The organism is Flavobacterium soyae, from assembly GCF_045348165.1.
GTDB lineage: Bacteria > Bacteroidota > Bacteroidia > Flavobacteriales > Flavobacteriaceae > Flavobacterium > Flavobacterium soyae.
Genome location: NZ_CP150845.1, coordinates 1,493,341 through 1,512,118, shown reverse-complemented (window position 1 = coordinate 1,512,118; position 18,778 = coordinate 1,493,341). Strand labels below are relative to the sequence as shown.

General features: G+C 32.4%; 25 protein-coding genes. 19 read left to right on the top strand and 6 right to left on the bottom strand.

All coding sequences use genetic code 11. The annotated features are described in order from the left end of the window. The 3 genes from AABD74_RS06740 (at window position 1) to AABD74_RS06730 (ending at window position 1,949) form a co-directional block, all read left to right on the top strand. On the top strand, window positions 1–648 hold the full coding sequence (locus tag AABD74_RS06740) for an HAD family hydrolase (protein WP_232677169.1): 648 nt from the start codon (window positions 1–3) through the stop codon (window positions 646–648). A gap of 1 nt (window position 649) precedes the next feature. Next, window positions 650–1,222 (top strand): Crp/Fnr family transcriptional regulator, encoded by a 573-nt coding sequence (locus tag AABD74_RS06735; protein WP_406845051.1) that lies wholly within the window; start codon window positions 650–652, stop codon window positions 1,220–1,222. Between the two features lie 61 nt (window positions 1,223–1,283). Continuing rightward, a complete protein-coding gene (locus AABD74_RS06730; RefSeq protein WP_406845050.1) occupies window positions 1,284–1,949 on the top strand; it encodes an MBL fold metallo-hydrolase in 666 nt (221 codons plus the stop codon). A gap of 17 nt (window positions 1,950–1,966) precedes the next feature. Here AABD74_RS06730 and AABD74_RS06725 read toward each other — a convergent pair whose 3' ends face one another. Next, window positions 1,967–2,443 (bottom strand): TspO/MBR family protein, encoded by a 477-nt coding sequence (locus AABD74_RS06725; protein WP_406845049.1) that lies wholly within the window; start codon window positions 2,441–2,443, stop codon window positions 1,967–1,969. A gap of 151 nt (window positions 2,444–2,594) precedes the next feature. On the opposite strand from AABD74_RS06725, the gene AABD74_RS06720 reads away from it, so the two are divergent. From AABD74_RS06720 to AABD74_RS06690, 7 genes are all read left to right on the top strand, one after another. Next, window positions 2,595–3,677, top strand: a complete 1,083-nt coding sequence (locus AABD74_RS06720) for a diphosphomevalonate/mevalonate 3,5-bisphosphate decarboxylase family protein (RefSeq protein WP_406845048.1) — start codon at window positions 2,595–2,597, stop codon at window positions 3,675–3,677. Window positions 3,678–3,708: 31 nt separating this feature from the next. Next, window positions 3,709–3,927, top strand: coding sequence for a hypothetical protein (locus AABD74_RS06715; RefSeq protein WP_232677182.1), 219 nt, complete (start codon window positions 3,709–3,711; stop codon window positions 3,925–3,927). Continuing rightward, window positions 3,927–4,220 carry a type II toxin-antitoxin system RelE/ParE family toxin gene (locus AABD74_RS06710; RefSeq protein WP_406845047.1) on the top strand — a complete coding sequence of 98 codons (294 nt, stop codon included), beginning with the start codon at window positions 3,927–3,929 and terminating at the stop codon, window positions 4,218–4,220. Before AABD74_RS06715 ends, AABD74_RS06710 begins: the two co-directional genes overlap by 1 nt. Window positions 4,221–4,235: 15 nt before the next feature. Continuing rightward, on the top strand, window positions 4,236–5,174 hold the full coding sequence (locus AABD74_RS06705; protein WP_232677203.1) for a mevalonate kinase: 939 nt from the start codon (window positions 4,236–4,238) through the stop codon (window positions 5,172–5,174). 65 nt (window positions 5,175–5,239) lie between these two features. Continuing rightward, window positions 5,240–5,830, top strand: coding sequence for a DUF502 domain-containing protein (locus tag AABD74_RS06700; protein WP_232677223.1), 591 nt, complete (start codon window positions 5,240–5,242; stop codon window positions 5,828–5,830). 61 nt (window positions 5,831–5,891) lie between these two features. Continuing rightward, window positions 5,892–6,848, top strand: coding sequence for a geranylgeranylglycerol-phosphate geranylgeranyltransferase (locus AABD74_RS06695; protein ID WP_406845046.1), 957 nt, complete (start codon window positions 5,892–5,894; stop codon window positions 6,846–6,848). A gap of 238 nt (window positions 6,849–7,086) precedes the next feature. Next, a complete protein-coding gene (locus AABD74_RS06690) occupies window positions 7,087–7,995 on the top strand; it encodes a pseudouridine synthase (protein ID WP_053469976.1) in 909 nt (302 codons plus the stop codon). Between the two features lie 66 nt (window positions 7,996–8,061). Here AABD74_RS06690 and AABD74_RS06685 read toward each other — a convergent pair whose 3' ends face one another. Together AABD74_RS06685 and AABD74_RS06680 are read right to left on the bottom strand one after the other, a co-directional pair. Next, window positions 8,062–8,664, bottom strand: coding sequence for a DUF937 domain-containing protein (locus tag AABD74_RS06685; RefSeq protein ID WP_232677255.1), 603 nt, complete (start codon window positions 8,662–8,664; stop codon window positions 8,062–8,064). 283 nt (window positions 8,665–8,947) lie between these two features. After that, window positions 8,948–9,448: a DUF456 domain-containing protein gene (locus AABD74_RS06680; RefSeq protein WP_406845045.1), complete on the bottom strand. Its 501-nt coding sequence runs from the start codon at window positions 9,446–9,448 to the stop codon at window positions 8,948–8,950. 45 nt (window positions 9,449–9,493) lie between these two features. Between AABD74_RS06680 and AABD74_RS06675 the strand changes: the two genes are divergently transcribed. Both AABD74_RS06675 and AABD74_RS06670 read left to right on the top strand, forming a co-directional pair. Next, entirely contained in the window at window positions 9,494–9,874 is a 381-nt protein-coding gene (locus AABD74_RS06675) for a hypothetical protein (RefSeq protein ID WP_406845044.1), read from the top strand. Window positions 9,875–9,922: 48 nt separating this feature from the next. Further along, window positions 9,923–10,402 carry a hypothetical protein gene (locus AABD74_RS06670; protein ID WP_406845043.1) on the top strand — a complete coding sequence of 160 codons (480 nt, stop codon included), beginning with the start codon at window positions 9,923–9,925 and terminating at the stop codon, window positions 10,400–10,402. A 122-nt stretch (window positions 10,403–10,524) separates the two neighbouring features. Here the strand turns inward: AABD74_RS06670 and AABD74_RS06665 are convergent, their stop codons facing one another. Both AABD74_RS06665 and AABD74_RS06660 read right to left on the bottom strand, forming a co-directional pair. Next, window positions 10,525–11,628 carry a glycosyltransferase gene (locus AABD74_RS06665; protein WP_406845042.1) on the bottom strand — a complete coding sequence of 368 codons (1,104 nt, stop codon included), beginning with the start codon at window positions 11,626–11,628 and terminating at the stop codon, window positions 10,525–10,527. Beyond that, window positions 11,625–12,569: a lysylphosphatidylglycerol synthase domain-containing protein gene (locus AABD74_RS06660; protein ID WP_406845041.1), complete on the bottom strand. Its 945-nt coding sequence runs from the start codon at window positions 12,567–12,569 to the stop codon at window positions 11,625–11,627. The genes AABD74_RS06665 and AABD74_RS06660 overlap by 4 nt, the downstream gene beginning before the upstream one ends. Window positions 12,570–12,708: 139 nt before the next feature. On the opposite strand from AABD74_RS06660, the gene ruvC reads away from it, so the two are divergent. From ruvC to AABD74_RS06625, 7 genes are all read left to right on the top strand, one after another. After that, entirely contained in the window at window positions 12,709–13,263 is a 555-nt protein-coding gene (gene ruvC, locus AABD74_RS06655) for a crossover junction endodeoxyribonuclease RuvC (RefSeq protein WP_053469969.1), read from the top strand. A gap of 80 nt (window positions 13,264–13,343) precedes the next feature. Then, the gene (gene hemW / locus AABD74_RS06650) at window positions 13,344–14,495 is read left to right on the top strand and encodes a radical SAM family heme chaperone HemW (RefSeq protein WP_406845040.1); all 1,152 of its coding nucleotides are present in this window, start codon (window positions 13,344–13,346) and stop codon (window positions 14,493–14,495) included. Between the two features lie 78 nt (window positions 14,496–14,573). Next, window positions 14,574–15,335 carry a cyclase family protein gene (locus tag AABD74_RS06645; RefSeq protein WP_406845039.1) on the top strand — a complete coding sequence of 254 codons (762 nt, stop codon included), beginning with the start codon at window positions 14,574–14,576 and terminating at the stop codon, window positions 15,333–15,335. 188 nt (window positions 15,336–15,523) lie between these two features. Continuing rightward, window positions 15,524–15,922 carry a GNAT family N-acetyltransferase gene (locus AABD74_RS06640; protein WP_406845038.1) on the top strand — a complete coding sequence of 133 codons (399 nt, stop codon included), beginning with the start codon at window positions 15,524–15,526 and terminating at the stop codon, window positions 15,920–15,922. Further along, a complete protein-coding gene (locus tag AABD74_RS06635; RefSeq protein ID WP_406845630.1) occupies window positions 15,922–16,272 on the top strand; it encodes a DUF4260 domain-containing protein in 351 nt (116 codons plus the stop codon). The genes AABD74_RS06640 and AABD74_RS06635 overlap by 1 nt, the downstream gene beginning before the upstream one ends. 8 nt (window positions 16,273–16,280) lie before the next feature. Next, window positions 16,281–16,649: an MmcQ/YjbR family DNA-binding protein gene (locus AABD74_RS06630; RefSeq protein WP_232677317.1), complete on the top strand. Its 369-nt coding sequence runs from the start codon at window positions 16,281–16,283 to the stop codon at window positions 16,647–16,649. 109 nt (window positions 16,650–16,758) lie between these two features. Then, window positions 16,759–17,466, top strand: a complete 708-nt coding sequence (locus AABD74_RS06625; protein ID WP_232677330.1) for a PH domain-containing protein — start codon at window positions 16,759–16,761, stop codon at window positions 17,464–17,466. Between the two features lie 138 nt (window positions 17,467–17,604). Here the strand turns inward: AABD74_RS06625 and AABD74_RS06620 are convergent, their stop codons facing one another. After that, a complete protein-coding gene (locus AABD74_RS06620) occupies window positions 17,605–18,705 on the bottom strand; it encodes a DUF4407 domain-containing protein (protein ID WP_406845037.1) in 1,101 nt (366 codons plus the stop codon). Between the last annotated feature and the right edge of the window lie 73 nt (window positions 18,706–18,778).

Here is an 18,778-nt window from a genome sequence, read left to right as displayed (position 1 = left end):
ATGAAATTTAAAGGAATTATTTTCGATTTAGACGGAACGCTTGTAGATTCATTACATGATATCTCAGATGCAATGAATAAAGTGCTTACTGCTTTAAATTATCCCACACATACTTACGATACTTATCAATATTTTATTGGGAGCGGTTTACGAAATCTAGTTAGCAAAGCTTTACCCGCTGCAAACAGTTCTGATGATGAAATCGAAAGTTGTTTTGAATGTATGGTTGAAGAATATACTAAAATCTGTACGTTGAAAACAAAACCTTATGACGGAATTGTTGAGTTGTTGGAAAACCTGACTTCACAAAATATCAAAATGGCTGTTTTCTCGAACAAAGCCGATGAATTAACGAAGAAAATAGCATCAGAAATATTCCCAAATCATTTCGATGCGACAGTTGGTTTAAGCACAGAAGCGCTTAAAAAACCAAATCCGTTTGAGGCCTTAGAAATTGGCAAGAAATGGAATTTAAAACCCGAAGAAATCCTTTTTGTCGGCGATTCTGATATCGATATGCAAACAGCTGTAAATGCCAATATGTTTCCTGTTGGCGTTACTTGGGGTTACAGAACAGAAGAAGAATTGAAAAACAGCGGTGCAAAATTAGTTGTCAATAAGGCTTCAGAATTAATTGAGATTTTATAAAATGCATCTTTCATTACAAAAACAAATCACAGCAATTGCCTCTTTTTCTGAAAATGAAATCGGGACAATTGCTTCTTGTTTTGAATATGAAACGTTTAATGCCAAAGAATATCTTTCATCAATGGAAAAAATCAGCAATAAGATTTTCTTTATTATTGAAGGTTTGGCTCGTGTTTATTACTTAAAAGATGGCAAAGAAATTACCACTTATTTAAGTTGTGATGAGGGTTTTATCGCTTCATATTCCAGTTTTATAAATCAATCCGTTTCTTTTGAAAATATTCAGTGTATTGAAGATTGCGAAGTTCTTTCGATTACTTTTGAGAAAATGCAGTTTCTATATAACGAAATTCCGAATTGGGAACGTGTCGGGAGAATTTTAGCAGAGCAGAATTATCTTTGTATGGCAGACAGAATTCTAAAACTTCAAATGATTCCTGCCAAAGAAAAATACCAGACTTTTTTAGCTTCGGCTCCAGCCAAAATAATTCAGCGCACGCCTTTAATTTATATCGCTTCCTTTCTCGGAATTACTCCTGAATCTTTAAGCCGAATTCGTCAAAGCATTTCTTAACATTTATCAAGTGAATTGAGAAACCGAATTCGAATCTTTGTCAAAATAAAAATTTGAAAAGATGAACAATATCGCCAAAGACGTTTACCACATTCCGTTATTTCCAAGAAATGCCATAAATTGTTATTTGATTGAAGATGTCTTAATTGATGCCGGAATTAGAACTTCTGCCAATAAAATATTAAAAGTAATAAAAGGCAAATCTATTACCCAACACGTACTAACACACGCACACGCAGATCATCAAGGAAGCAGTAAAGTAATCTGTGAAACTTTGAACATTCCACTTTTGTGCAGTGAACCTGAAAAAGAATTCGCCGAAAACGGAAATGTAACCACAGAATACCCAAATCCGAATCATGTCATCTCAAAATTTCAGAAGAATTTCTGGGCTGGAAAAGGGCATTTGGTTTCTCAAACTTTAAAAGAAGGAGATAAAATCGGCGGATTTACAGTTGTTGAAACTCCAGGACATTCACGAGGTCATTTGTCGTTTTTCAGAGAGAAAGACGGCGTATTAATTGTCGGTGATGTTATGACCAATATGAATTTGCTGACTACAAAAGTTGGGCTACACAAACCACCTCATTTATTTACTTCAAACCAAGAAACCAATAGAAAATCCATTCTAAAATTGGCTTCATTACAACCCAAAATATTGTGCTTTGGTCACGGACCTGTTCTGTTTGATAAAGGTGAATTGAAGAAACTAGTCAAAAGGTTTTGATTTAGTTTTTTTTAAAACTATTTATTCAACCACCAAATACTCACATTTAAAACCGTTGCAAATCCAACCCATGCTAAATACGGAATCAATAAATAACCTGAAATTTTATTTATTCTGGTAAATTTTAAATAAGTTTCGTAAATCATCAGCCATAAAAGAATTATTTCTATTAAAGCTAAAAGCGGATTTTTTAATCCGAAGAATAAATACGACCAAATCGCATTTAAGGTTAATTGAATCAAAAAGAAAAGAAGTGCCGTTTTTACTTTTTCGGTTTGTTCTTTTATTTTATTCCAAACCAGCGCTGCCGCAATGGCCATAAAAATATAAAGCGTAGTCCAAACGGGCATAAAAATCCAATTTGGCGGATTAAAAACAGGTTTCGCAATTGTTGGATACCAGCTTTCTACACTCGGTCTTGTTACCACACTTGCAGAATATCCTACTGCTAAACAAATAATTAAAGCTATAATGATTTTTACCGTCTTGTTCATTTTATCAAATTTTGTATCCAAAAATAGTCAAAAGATATTTGGAAACCATATAAGTCATATAAGTTCATTTTAGCAAAGCTTACTTATAATTTCTTATATAACTTATATGGTGAAATATTTTAAAAACTATCTTTGCCAAAATTTATATTTCATGTTTACAGCAGCTGATTTTATTCCAAATAAATATACTTCAACAATCGAAAACGGAAACTTTGAATGGAGCGCTCCCAGCAACATTGCATTGGTTAAATATTGGGGGAAAAAAGACAACCAGATTCCGGCAAATCCTTCGGTAAGTTTTACTTTGAATAATTGTAAAACGATTACGAAATTGGCTTTTTCTAAAAAAGAAAATCAAGGAAGCTTTTCTTTTGATTTACTTTTTGAAGGAAAACCAAAAGAAGACTTTAAACCAAAGATTAAGAAGTTTTTAGAAAGAGTTGAAGTTTATCTGCCGTTTTTAAAAGATTATCATTTTACGATTGATACGCAGAATACATTTCCGCACAGTTCGGGAATTGCATCTTCGGCTTCTGGAATGGCAGCTTTGGCAATGAATTTTATGAGTTTAGAAAGAAAACTAAACCCAGAAATGACAGAGGATTATTTCTATCAAAAAGCTTCATTTTTGGCTCGTTTAGGTTCAGGAAGTGCCTGCCGAAGTGTAAAAGGAAATGTTGTTGTTTGGGGAAATCAGGCAAATATTCAAGGAAGCACTGATTTATTTGGAGTTGAATTTCCGTATACGATTCATGAGAATTTCAAAAATTATCAGGATACAATTTTATTAGTTGATAAAGGTGAAAAACAAGTTTCGAGTACTGTTGGACATGATTTAATGCACAATCATCCTTATGCCGAAAGACGTTTTGCTCAGGCACACGAAAATCTTGATAAATTAATTGCCATTTTTGAAAACGGAAATTTAGACGAATTCATTAAAGTTGTAGAAAGTGAAGCATTGACTTTACACGCAATGATGATGACATCAATGCCGTATTTTATTTTGATGAAACCAAACACGCTGGAAATCATAAATGCGATCTGGAAATTTAGGCAAGAAACCCAAATTCCAGTATGTTTTACCCTTGATGCCGGAGCAAATGTGCATGTCCTTTATCCCGAAAACGTTAGCGAAAAAGTATTACAATTTATTCAGGACAAATTAGTTGTATTTTGTCAGAATAGTCAATACATTTGCGACAAAATTGGACACGGTGCGATTGCATTATAATTTTCCGTATCTTTAGTTTAAATTTTTGGTTATGGATATTCAATTAGAAAAACGCGAAGCGATGGAGATGTTGAAAAAAACTGATGATCCTTCAATCATTATGGCAGTTGCGAAATTGCTTAGAAAAAATAAAAAAGATTGGTGGGACGATTTGACTGATCAACAAAAAGAGGATATAGCTCAAAGTGAATTAGAATTTGAAAGAGGAGAATTTACGAGCTATGAGGATGTGATGAAAAAATACAAATAGTGAATCTTAAAGTAAGTTTTTCAAAAACAGCGGAGAAAAATTTAGATTCAGTTTTAATGTTCATTGAAGCAAGATGGTCTGAAAAATCAAAAAAGATGTTTATTATCAAATTTGATAAAGCAATTTCAATAATGGTGATGAATCCAGAAATTTTTCCAAAATCATCCATAAACAAGAAATACCGAAAATGTGTTATAACAAAACAATCAAGTCTATTATATAGTTTTAGCGCAAATGAAATTAGAATTCATAATGTTTTCGACACCAGACAAAACCCAAATAAAATAAAGTAAGACATAAAATAAATCATGAAAGGACCCTTATTTTACTCAAAAATATTACTCTTTGGAGAATACGGAATTATTCGCGACTCTAAAGGACTTTCTATTCCTTATAATTTTTATAATGGTGCTTTAAAGAAGTCTGAAGAGCCTTCGGCAGAAGCAATTGTATCAAACAAAAGCTTAAAAAGCTTTGCTTCTTATCTTGAAGTCTTACAGACACAGCAGTCAGAATTGGTTACTTTTGATTTAGCAGCTCTTAAAAATGATGTCGAAACCGGAATGTATTTCGATTCAAGCATTCCACAAGGATACGGAGTTGGAAGCAGCGGCGCGCTTGTGGCAGCTATTTATGACAAATATGCAAATAATAAAATCACGGTTTTAGAGAATTTAACACGTGAAAAACTATTACAGTTAAAGAATATATTTTCTCAAATGGAGAGTTTTTTCCACGGAAAAAGTTCTGGTTTAGATCCGTTAAACAGCTATTTGAGTATCCCGATTTTAATTAATTCTAAAGATAATATTGAAGCAACCGGAATTCCGACGCAGAGTTTTGACGGAAAAGGTGCTGTATTTTTATTAGACTCTGGAATTGTTGGTGAAACCGCTCCAATGGTTAACATTTTCATGGAAAACCTAAAAGATAAAGGTTTCCGTACTATGCTTAAAAACCAATTCGTAAAATATACTGACGCATGTGTAGAAAACTTTTTACATGGCGACATGAAGTCTTTGTTTACCAATACTAAAAAACTTTCAAAAGTAGTTTTAAACAATTTTAAACCAATGATTCCGGAACAATTTCATGGAATATGGCAAAATGGAATTGACACAAACGATTATTACTTAAAACTTTGTGGTTCTGGCGGAGGTGGTTATATCCTTGGCTTTACTGAAGACTTGGAACGTGCAAAAGCCTCATTAAAAGATTATAAACTGGAAGTAGTTTATCAGTTTTAACTCTTAAAAACTAAGGTTATTTGAGTATATTTTCATAAGTTTTAAATCCTAAAAAGTTACTTATTATGAAAAGTGTTTTAAGAATAATCAAAGCAACTTTTTTAGGAGGAATTCTATTTTTAGCACCTTTAGTCGTACTGCTTATTATTCTTGAAAAAGGATACGGCATAATTCAAAAAATCACACTTCCGCTTGTAAATTTCCTTCCAAGAGTACACGTTTTAGGAATTGCACTTCAGGAACTTGTTGGAACCATAATCTTAATTCTTATTTGTTTTACAGCGGGTTTACTAGCCAGAACTGCCGGTGCAAAAAAAATAATCCAAAAATTAGAAAATGGCATTTTAAGTTTTGTTCCCGGATATTCATTTATGAAAAACATGAATGAAAATATTATGGGACTTGAATCTAAACAAGATTTAAAAGTCATTTTAGTTCCTACAGATGCAGGCTGGCAATTTGCTTTTTTAATAGAACAAATAAATGAAAACAATTTTACTGTTTTTATTCCCAATGCGCCAAATCCGTGGAGTGGTTCTGTTTGTTTTGTAGAAAAAAAAGACATTAAAGAAATTAATATAACACAAAAAGAAGCGTTGGCCTGCATTCGAAAACTAGGTTATGGCTCTAAAGAATTGTTAAAAAACAGACTCTAAATTTCAGGTTTAAAAAATATCCTTTAACTTCCCTTAATCTAATCCAACACCACAATAATTTATGTTAAGCAGACAGCACAAACTTTTAGTAATGAAAATTGTTAGTTTGTTTTCTGTGGTACGCGGTTACAACATTCCTATTATTGTTTTAGCACAATATTTATCGGCAATTTTTATTCTGGCTCCAGAAAAAAGAGCGTTGGATATCTTGCTGGATTTTTATTTGTTTTTGATTGTATTTGCTTCGGCGGTTACGATTGCTTCGGGTTATATTATCAATAATTTTTACGATAGTCAGAAAGATTTAATCAATCGACCTAACAAATCTATGCTGGATAGATTGGTGAGTCAGAAAACAAAACTGACAGTTTATTTCAGCCTGAATTTTCTGGCGGTTTTAATGGCTTCAATTGTTTCCTGGCGTGCTTTTTTATTCTTTTCGGCCTATATTTTCCTGATTTGGTTTTACTCTCATAAAATTAAGAAATATCCAATTGTAGGGAATTTGACTGCGGCTTTTATGGCTGTAATTCCGTTTTTTGCAATTTTATTATATTTCTATAATTCGATTTCTTTTGAAGAAATTGAAAATCACAGAAGTCATTTTGCTGTAATTTCGGCACACGCCATGTTTTTGTTTTTATTGCTTTTGATTCGGGAAATGATAAAGGATTTGGAGAATTTAAAAGGCGATTTGGCAAATGATTATCATACAATTCCCATTACCTATAATGAAAAGGTTTCAAAACAAATTATTACTGTTTTGACATTTTTAACGGTAATTCCGGTTTATATTTTGGTAAACATTTATGATGTAGGTTATATGGATATTTACTTTTATGTATGTTTTATTGTTTTGCTTTTTTTCCTGCTTTATTTATGGAGATCGAATTCTAAAAAGCAATTTTTATTACTGCATAACGTATTGAAATTTTTAATTGTTTCGGGGGTTTTCTGTATCGTTTTGATTAATCCGAGTGTTTTGTGGCATGGACGTCAATTGATTTCTACATTTTAAATTGACCCGCTGATTTTATAGGTTGAACGGGTTCTCGCTGGTTATTTCATTTCTTGCCGATTTTTCTTTTGTGCATCTTTGTGCTTGACTTTGAGAAGCTTTGTGAAATAACTAAATCTTTAAAAAAGCCAATTATGATGCTTCAGATTATCTTAAATTTGAAAGCTATCAATCTAAGAACATTGAACTTAAGATTTATTAGCAGGAAAAAACTATCTTTGCACAAATTACAGAATTTATGAACAATAAGGAAGGCAATAATAAAAGAGGCGGATCAAGACCAAATAGCTCAAGATCAAACTCAAGCAAGCCAAAACCTCCTATGGCTAAGCGTGCGCAAGGGCCTAAAAAAGTGAAACCTGAAGTTAAGGCAGCGCAGGAAGCAGCAGCTGAAAAAATTAGAAAACAAAATCAGCCGGCAAAGAGACAAAAGGCTTCTGACGAAATTCGTTTGAACAAATACATCTCAAATTCTGGGGTTTGTTCTCGTCGTGATGCCGATATATATATTCAGTCTGGAAACGTAAAAGTAAATGGTGTTCCGGTTACTGAAATGGGTTATTTAGTAAAATTGAATGATGTTGTAAATTTTGACGGTGTTGTTTTAACTCCTGAAAAGAAAGAATATATCTTACTAAACAAGCCTAAAAACTTTACAACTGCGCTTGACGAAGGTCAGGAATACCGTAACGTTCTGGAACTAGTACGTGGTTCTACCAATGCAAAAATTGCTGCAGTTGGAAGAATGGACAAAAATACAACTGGATTATTGTTGTTTACAAACGATACTGATATGATTCGTAAGTTTACTTTACCGAATCAGAAATCGTCTAAAATTTATCAGGTATCTTTAGACAAAAATTTGAAATTTGAGGATTTAGAAAAAATCAGCAAAGGTTTAGTTCTTGACGGGCATCGTGTGTTTGTTGAAGAAGTCAGCTACATTGAAAAAGAAGCAAAAAGTGAAGTTGGTCTTAAACTAAAATCATCTAATGTAAAAGTAGTTCGTGCCATTTTCGAACACTTTGATTATGATGTTTTGCGTATTGACCGCGTGGCTTTTGCTGGCTTAACTAAGAAGAATCTTCCTAGAGGAAACTGGCGCTTTTTAACAGATCAAGAAGTTATCAATTTGAAAAATTCTTAGTAGATTTTTTCAAATTTGATTTAAATATTAATCCTGTTTTACGTTGTAAAATGGGATTTTTTTTATTCAGAAACTAAAAAAGTTATGTCCAAAAAGTGTGAAGATTGATCTCCCGATGTTTTGATTTTTGTCTTCAACAGATTCGTAACATGAAAATCCTAAGATGATTTTGATTCCTGGCTGAATGCTGTTTAAAATGTCTCTTTTTTGTTCTTCCAGCAGTAATTTTAAACTGTCAAGTAATTGTATATTGTTTTTAAGATAAGAGACTACAAGTAGTGCAGAGAAGTTAAGTATTTCGCGGGCAGTTTCGCTTTTAATTCCGACTTCGTTTGAAATCATTTCAGAAATTCTGCCTTTTTTATTAGTGAAGATTTCTTTTAGCAGTGCATTTCCTTCTATACGATAACAGTCGTCGACTGATAAAATTCTGCCCGAAGCAAAATCGACTTCCTGGTAAAAACCGGAATTATCTTCAATTAGTGAAACAATTTCTTTATAAAAGCCTGATTCTTCGGCCTTATTGTAGAGACCCATTAAAACTGTACCGATCGAAACATCAATTCCCTTTATCAGGAGTGCATCATTTTCAAAATAAAATTTGTTTAGTTTTGAAACAACGTTAGAAGAAATAAAACGTCTAAGCTCAATTTGTAGGTTTGGGGTCATACTCATAACTTATTAGATAATAATTTATACTCATTCAAAATAATCGATAAAGTGGGGCTTTTTATCGTTTATCAGGATAAAAATATAAAATATTTTAACATATCCAAAAAATAAGTGGAGAATTTACACGTTAGATTATAAGCACTTTAACAGAAAAAACTCTAAATACCAGTAAATATAACCTTTTCGTAATCAAAGAAAAGCTAAATATTTTCTTAATTTTTTTCAAGTTTTTCTTAAAAAAAATAAAAAATAAGAAAAAAGCTAATTATTTGTTATATAATTAAAACAATATATTCCGATATTCCCATATTGTGTGTAGAAAAATTCCGAAGTATATAATACAGAATAAGAAATTAATAAAACTCGATGCCAGGAAACCAAGAAGAGAGCCTGTTGCAGCTTTAATTGCACGTTTATGATTTGTTGAATCGTAAATTAATTCACCTATTAAAGCCCCGGCAAAAGGGCCAATTATAACTCCAAATGGTATTGGAGCCAGAATTCCAACTATTAACCCAATGTTTGTACCCCAAACACCGTAAGGGCTTCCACCAAACTTTTTGGTGCCTTTTGCCGGAATTATATAATCTAAAACCGTAATTATTATAGTGAGTAAAAGCGTTATTCCTAAAAACCAGTAATTATTTTCTACTGCTTTTGTTAAATACAGCAGCAATAAGCCAACCCAACAACTTGAAAGACCGGGTAAGACAGGTAAAAAACTTCCTAAAATACCCACAATCATGCATACAAAACCTAACGTTAATAATAGTAAATCCATATATTTTTGTAATTTTGCCCTTACAAACTTTTATAAAAATTAAAAATGCGTCCTTATTTGCAATTTATTCTTTTGTTGTCTTTGATTTTTTCAATCAATACGGCATGTGCGCAAACCAAAAAACTCTCCGTCGACGATCAATTACTGCAAGACAGTATTTATAAAAGCAACAAAAAGAAGATATTAAACTTTTCTATGAAAGAATTTGATACTCTTTTTTTTGAATTTTTTACTCGTAAAAATGACCCGGATGTTCTTTTAACAAAAACCGAGTTTTACAATTATACGGTTCAAATTGCAGCCTTTTCTGACCGCCTTGCAAAATTATATCCTGACCAAAAGGAAGTTGCTGCACAAAACAAAGAACATTGGCTTTCAGAAAGGTATGAAGATTATTTAGAATACAAAGATTCTCAAAAAAAATAATTGTATTTTTATACTTCAGTTTAATTTATCCAATTCAACATCAAAGCCTTGAAGCAGTTTTCTATCTTTATTCTTTTACTATTTTTAAATTCTTGTCAATATTTTGAGAAGAAGGTCCCTTCTGAAAAAGAATTACTGCAAAAGGAATTAAAATCTATAAATTGGAAAGAGGTTGACGAGTATCCAACTGTTGCTGAATGCGAAACAATCAGCGATAAAAAACAGCGCCAAAAATGCTTTTTTGAAGTAATGTCACAGCTTATTCAGGAAAAACTAAACGTTGACAGCTTATCTATTTTATATCCTGATCTTGACACTATACAGGTAAAAGTGACTGTTTTTCCTAACTCAAAAATGAAATTCGAACCTGAATTTCAAAAAGATTCTGTTGTTTACGACACTATCAGAATTGACAGTGTTCTACATGCTCGTTTAGTTGATTTCCCTAAAGTAAATCCGGCTATAAAACGCGGTCTTCCTGTAAAAACACAGTTTACCCTGCCTGTAATTATTAAAGCTAAAGAATAGTTTTTTTTCACCATATAAGTGATATAAGTTCATTTAAAACTTGGTGTGAAATTTTACTTAAAACAAAACATAATTAGATTTGGCTTTAACTTAAAGCTCTTATATAACTTATATGGTTTAAACTATTTTATAAAACGGCGATCCTTCCATTCATATGAACCAAATAAGCTATACAAAGCTACAGCTGAACTGAAAAACGGGTAAAATAAACTACTTAATAAAAGGCTTTTGATTCTGGTTTTTGTCAAAAATTGATTGGTTTTATAAAGCAGAATAAAGTCTGTTGCGAATTTTAAAAAAGCAAATAAGACAAAAAATGGATAATGCCAGATTCTTAAAAGAAATAAGAAAAACGCGATCACAAAACTCAAATTTCCAAAAAAAACAATTATTCCTAAAAATTTTCCAAATGCGCTTTTATAAGAACTTGTTTTTGCCGCCCAGCGAACTCTTTGATAGAATAATGATTTCCAGTTTTCGGTTGGTTTTGTGAGCACAATTGCTTCTATAGCCTTTAAATAATGAACTTCATTTAGAAATTTTTCCACTGCTTTTTGCAGTAAAAAAACATCATCTCCGCTGGCAATTTTGTCATTTCCATCAAACCCGCTTAAACTTTGAAACATTGATTTCGTATAGGCAAAATTAGCTCCGTTACACATAAATCCTTTGCCTAAACCAAAACTTCCAATGGTTGCACCTTGTAAACTGGTTAAATCTAATTGTTGAAAATGGTGTAGAAAAGAATTTTCGCTTTCATACGAAACCGCACCAACAAGCATTGAAACTTTATTTTCCTGAATATAATTATCGAAAGTCAAAAGCCAGTTTTCAGGAACAATACAATCGGCATCTGTTGTAATTACCCAATTGGTTTTCACATGCTGCATTGCTGTTGTAATCGCATCTTTTTTAGGCGAATTTGAATTCCTAACATTATCAACTATCGAAATTTGGAATTTGGAATTTAAAATTTGGAATTTCTCTTTAGAACTATCATCAACTAAAATTACTTCAAATAAATCTGTGGGATAATTTAAGTTTGAAAAGCTATTTAAAAGTTTTGGAAGATTTTCTTCTTCATTTCGAAACGGAACTATAATTGTAAAACTCGTCTTTGGACTTAAACCTTTATTTTGGTAGTTTTTCACTTTAAAAAAGCCCTGAATAAGTGAACTGATACTTATTATGTATATGGTCAATATTTCAAATAAACCAAAAATCATGCTGTTTTTTTGGTTTTAAAATTCAGCACAAAATAACTTCCTAAAACTACTGGCAAAACCACATTTAGAAACCACATTAAGGTGCTTATAAAAACTACAATCCATTCATTTACACCCAGAATTCCGAAGAAATAAATAGCAACGCTCCCTTTTACCGCAAAATCTAAAAACTGAAAAGTCGGCAAAGAGGAAGCTAAAAAATAAACCGATGCAATAGTTGCCATCAAAATAAAATAAGGCAGTTCGACATCAAAAGCTAAAAACAAAAAGTAATACTGATGGGAAAAAACTAAATATCTTAAAACTCCTAAAAGAATATTTTTTTGATGAATTGACTTTGGAATTTCATTGATTTTATGAATTAATTTTTCAATTGAATATCCCTTGATTTTGATCTTTTTCAGAGAAAATAAAACAATCAAAATCACAATAAAACCACCAAACAAAATGGCTACGGTTTTTGAGGTAATTACATTGTATTTAGCATTGAAATACATCAATCCAAATATTCCGAAAATAACGGTCAGAATCATTTGAATTCCGTTGCAGATTAAGTTTAGGAAAACTACTTTTTTGGTTTCAGCTTTTGGATAATATAACGCTTTTCCGGCATACTCTCCTACTCCGTTTGGTGTAAAAATTCCGGCGGTTAAAGCTGCTAAAACCTGTTTTGTGGCCTCATAACCTGAAATCTCATGAATTACTTTGGCAAGATTCTGCCATTTTAAAATCTCAAAATAACGATTCAAAACACTCAAAAGCAGAATAAAAGAAATCCCTAAAACCGATTGATTTTTTCGGAACAAAGCAATGAACTTCTGCCAGTCAAGTTTGTCATTATTTGCCAGCTGATCGTAAATAAAATAAAATGCACCGCCTACAATCAAAAGTTTGACTAGAAGAACAAGGAATTGCTTAGCTTTGTGAGGAATTGAAATCATGCTGCAAAAGTAAGCAAAAGTATTGCGAAAATGCTATTTCACAAAGATTCACGAAAAAATCGCAAAGACACACGGAGATAATAAAAACTTTGTGAATCTCTGTGATAACTTAGCGAAACTTTGTGTAACCCAACAAAGAATGACAAAAGAACGCATCATATTAGGAATTGACCCCGGAACCACAATTATGGGTTTTGGATTGATTAGGGTCATCAACAAAAAAATGGAATTTTTGCAGTTAAACGAATTGCAATTGTCCAAATACGACAATCATTACCAGAAACTAAAAATCATTTTTGAACGTACTATTGAATTAATTGAAACGCATCATCCAGATGAAATTGCGATTGAAGCGCCTTTCTTTGGGAAAAACGTACAGTCGATGTTGAAATTGGGCCGCGCACAAGGCGTTGCAATGGCTGCGGGACTTTCAAGAGATATTCCGATTACGGAATACGAACCAAAAAAGATAAAAATGGCAATTACCGGCAACGGAAATGCGAGTAAAGAACAGGTTGCAAAAATGCTGCAGCAGCTTTTAGGCTTAAAAGAATTACCTAAAAATCTGGATTCAACCGATGGTTTGGCGGCAGCAGTTTGTCATTTCTTTAATTCAGGGAAAATTGTAGCTGGAAAAAGCTATACAGGCTGGGATGCTTTTGTGAAACAGAACGAGGATAAAATTAGGAAATGAGAAAATTAGTCAATTAGAAAATTTCTTATAGACTAGTTTTCATTATCTAATTATCAAATTGACACATTATCTAATTAAAAATGAGCGGTATCTACATCCATATTCCATTTTGCAAACAGGCTTGCCATTATTGCGACTTTCATTTTTCTACTTCAATGAAAAAGAAAGACGAAATGGTTTTGGCTTTGGCTAAAGAAATTGGCATGCGTAAAAATGAGCTTCTCGACTCCGCTCGAAGTGACAACGAAATAGAAACCATATATTTTGGCGGCGGAACTCCTTCTGTATTATCAAATGACGAGATAAAGTTTTTAATTTCAGACGTTTATAAAAATTATAAAGTTTCAGAAAATCCGGAAATTACATTGGAAGCAAATCCCGATGATTTATCTGCTGAACGAATTTTGGAATTATCTAAAAGTCCAATAAATAGATTAAGTATTGGGATTCAGTCTTTTTATGAAGAAGATTTGAAGATGATGAATCGCGCTCATAATTCGGCGGAAGCCAAAAAATGTTTAGAAGAAGCGACAAAGTATTTTGATAATATTTCGCTTGATTTGATTTACGGGATTCCGGGAATGAGCGATGAAATGTGGAAACAAAATATCGAAACAGCTTTGAGTTTTGGTATTCCGCATATTTCGAGTTATGCCTTGACTGTTGAACCAAAAACAGCTTTAAGCAAATTAATTCAAACCGGAAAAATTGCTGAACCACAAGACGAAGCAGCTTCAAACCATTTTATGATTTTGGTTGAAAGGCTTCAAAAAAATGGATTTATCCATTACGAATTATCCAATTTTGGAAAAGAGAATTATTTCTCCAAAAACAATTCGGCTTATTGGTTAGGAAAAAAATATATCGGAATCGGGCCTTCAGCTCACAGTTATGATGGCATAAAAAGAGGCTGGAATATTGCAAATAATTCATTGTATTTAAAAGCAATTCAAAACAATGAACTTCCAATAGAAACTGAAGTTTTAACCGTTTCAGATCGTTATAATGAATATATTATGACGGGTTTACGAACGATTTGGGGCGTTTCTCTAGAAAGAATTGAAAACGAATTTGGTTTGGAATATTTGAATTATCTAGAAAAACAATCTCAGAAATTTTTAAATGACGATTTACTTTCCATCGAAAACAACATCCTAAAACCAACTCCAAAAGGAAAATTTTTAACGGATGGAATTGCTTCAGATTTATTTTATCTAAATTTGGAAGACTAAAATTAGCCACGAAGGCACAAAGGCACAAATCAATTAAACTTTGTGACTTAGCGTCTTTGCGGCATAAAACCTAAACTTGTGTTAGCCAAAATCAACGACTTCGAAATCGACTTATCAAAACCTATTGATATCTCTATTCCATTAACAAATACAGACGAAAACCCTATTGCCTGGTATATCGAAAAACCGGTTATTGAACCAGTAGTTTTTGGCGATTGGATTGGGAAAGTTTCGGAAGGAAAATCATCTACGAATTTTAATAATATTTTCTTCAATCCGCATGGGCATGGAACGCATACGGAGTGTTTGGGACACATTACCAATGATTTTTACAGCATTAATCAATCGTTGAAACTGTTTTTCTTTTTTGCTAAATTGATTACGGTTGAGCCAGAGGAAATTGGAGATGATTTAGTGATTACAAAAGAATTACTTGAAAAGGCGTTGAGCACTTCGACTTCGCTCAGCGTGACAGCTTTAGTAATTCGAACGCTTTCAAATGAAAAGGAAAAAAAATCAAGGAAATATTCCAATACAAATCCGCCATATTTGTCGGAAGAAGCTGCGGTTTTTATCTGCGAAAGCGAAATTCAGCATTTATTGATCGATTTACCAAGTGTTGATAAAGAACATGACGAAGGTAAATTATTGGCACATAAAGCGTTTTGGAATGTAAAAGACACGCATAATCTAAATAATGATGCAAGATTGAATGCGACAATTACCGAAATGATTTATGTTCCAGACGAAATTGAAGATGGAAATTATATACTAAATCTTCAAATTGCTTCATTTGAAAACGATGCAAGTCCGAGCAAACCGATTTTATATAAAATTTAAAAGTTTGCCACGAATTTCACTAATTTTCACAAATTAATCCTACTTTTTTTGCCACAGATTAAAGGATTAAAAATGATTAAATCTGTGTAAATCTTTTTAATCTGTGGCAGATAAAAAAAGAAATTAGTGAGAATTGTGTAATACGTGGCAAAAAATCTAAAATCTTAACTCTAAAATCTAAAATTAAAATGATTAGTGTTTCAACAGATAAAACCAAACTCGACGTTCCGTTTATACAAAACTTTTTGAAAGACATTTATTGGGCAGCGGGAAGAACTGTTGAAGAAGTACAAACGACAATTGATGCTTCCGTTTGTTTTGGAATTTATTTAAATGACAAACAAATTGGCTTTGCGCGTGTCATTACAGATTATGTTGTTTTTGCTTATTTAATGGATGTTTTTATAACCGAAGAACATCGAGGAAAAGGATATTCATCGATTTTAATTGAAACGATGATGAACGACCCTTTACTTAAAGATGTTAAAATTTGGAGATTGGCAACTACGGATGCTCACTTTTTATACGAGAAATTTGGATTTACAAAACTGAATCATCCTGAAAAAATGATGGAAAAAATAATATGATGAACACAATTATTAAACTCGAAGAAACGGCTTTATTTATTCTCGGAATATTTCTTTTTAACCGCTTAAATTACGACTGGTGGTGGTTTTTGGTTTTAATATTAGCTCCGGATTTATCTATGATTGGATATGTTTTTGGCAATAAAACAGGTGCATTTCTGTATAACCTCTTTCATCATAAAGGAATTGCGCTTTTAATTTATGCTTTAGGATATTATTTGAGTATTGAAAGTATTCAATTAGCTGGAATTATTTTATTTTCACATTCGGCAGTGGATCGTGTTTTTGGTTACGGATTGAAATATGAAAAGGGTTTTAAATACACGCATTTAGGTGAAATTGGTAAATAATAAATGATATGAATTTAGAAACGTTTTACGAATATTGTCTTTCGAAAAAAGGTGTGAGCGAGCATTTTCCTTTTGATGAAGATACTTTGGTTTTTAAAGTGGGCGGTAAAATGTTTGCTTTATCCTCTTTATCACAATGGGAAAAAAATGAACCATCGGTAAATTTAAAATGCGATCCAGAACGCGCGCAGGAACTCAGAGCTGAATACGATGAGATAAAACCAGGATTTCATATGAGTAAAGTGCATTGGAATACGGTTGCATTAAACGGAAATCTCCCAGTGAAATTTATCAAAGAACTCATAGATCATTCATATGAATTGGTTTTCAAAAGTTTGACAAAGAAAATTCAGAATGAAATTATCGACCCGAGGTAAATTTTTTACCGAACTGGCGGAGCAATTAGAAAATTAGGCATTACATTTGCACGATAAGAAAAAAAACTTAGCAACTTAGTTACTATATAACTTAGCAACTTATACAACCATGAAAGAACAATTTAAAAAATTTCTAAACGAAGAACAGGATCCAAAAGCGATTGAAAAAATCACTTCGAAACTTAACGATTTATTGATGAAAGGCGAAGAAGTTGGATACATCGCAGTGCAAAAAAAGCCTGCAATTACTGTTTTTCCTGATAGTATTGTATTAACAAACAAACGTATCATTATCTGTAAACCTAAAAATTTAGGTCTTTCTATGGATTTTACAGATTATACCTGGGATGATATTGCCAGCACTTTTGTAAAAGAAAACATCTTAGGTTCTGAATTTTCATTTGGTACAAAAACAGATTTAGCTGTTTCTATTGATTATATTCCAAAAATTCAGGCTAGAAAAATTTATACTTACGCTAAAGAGCAATTGGATTTATTAAAAAATCCAGTTTCTGCAGGAACTCCTGTTCAGGAAGTTGTTGAACCAGTTTTTGAAGAGGAAACAGAAGAAATTGAAGAAGTTGAAACTGAAGAGGTAACAAACTTTGCTGAAATTTTACCAGCAGCACCAGTATATACTGAAACTTTTGAAACAATTCAGCCAGCACAGCCTTCAACCGGAGAACGCAAATTAAGCGAATTATCTAAAGAAGAACTTTTTGATAAATTACAGAATTACAAAAAACTTCTTGACAATGGTTTAATCATGCAGGGAGAATATGATGCTTACAAAAAAGAGATTTTAAGCTACATGTAAGTAAGTCTTAAAGTCAAAAGTTGAAAGTCTTAAAGTTTTTGACTTTGTCTAAAATAAAAAAGCCAAAAATAGAGAAATTCTATTTCTGGCTTTTACTTTTTTATATGACTTTAAGACTTTCGACTTTCCAACTTTCGACTAAAGCGTAGCTTTCTGTTTGTCTAAAAAATTATGCGATTGCAGTTCTAATAACTCTTTTGCATTTTTTCGCTGCAAATCGTAAAGACCTTTATCTTCGGCAATATCAGCGTATACTCTGTCATGCATTTCTGCACTTGTTTTCATTAATAATTCACGTTGGTATTTATTTTGTTCCAAAGTAGCTTTCATTGCTGTTTCGGCTTCTTCTTGTTTAAAATCAAATTCCCCTTTTGGAGCTAATAATTTGGCTATAATTGGAGAAGTTTCAATTGCCAGAAACAACAACATTATAAAAAATGACGGAAGCCATGGCAGTTTGTTTAACGCATTTATACGTGCCATTAATCCGTCGAAACCTTCAATTATTGGCTGTGTCTGCGAAACTTTTTTATCTAAATCGGCCTGAAGTTGTTTTCCAGCCTTTTCTTTCTCGGCAATTTTAGCTTCGTTTGTCTTTTTCAGAGTTTCATATTCTTTTAAAGCAGCATCGTGCTTTTCTCGTTTTTCTTTATAAACCGGACCCTTTCCTAGTTTTTTAGTTCCGGCTGTTCCTTCGGCCTCTGTAATATAAGTTGAATATAATGCATTTACTTCTTTTTCTTTCTTTACAATATCCGCTTTCAAAGCCGCTATTTCTGCTTTATTTTTATCTAAATCTGTTTTGAAATAAGTCCCAATTTGCTTTTTATTGGCCAATTCCATTTCGTTTTTCTCTTTCAATAAAACGGTATTGATTTCTTTTTCAAAGATTTTAATTTCTAAAGGTTTCGAAATTACAATAGCAATAATAATCGCAAGCATAATACGTGGAGTCGCCTGCAGGAATTCATCCATAAAGCGGTCTCTCTTTTTAATTGTAGAAACGATAAATCGGTCTAAATTAAAAATAAGTAAACTCCATACAAACCCAAAAATTAAAGCCGGATAAATAGAATCAAAAACGGTGAAAAGCGCATAGGCACTGGCTAAAAACGCCATTACAGCGGTAAAGAATACGGTGGCACCAATACCAACATATTTGGTTTGTTCGCCTTCTGAACATCCTTCTAATAAATCTCGGTCAGCACCGGAACAAAGGATAAAAAATTGTTTTAACATGATTGATGATTTTTGATTGTGATTACTTCGTCAGTTCGCCTTTCAGGCTCGTGTGATTACGGCAAATTTAACG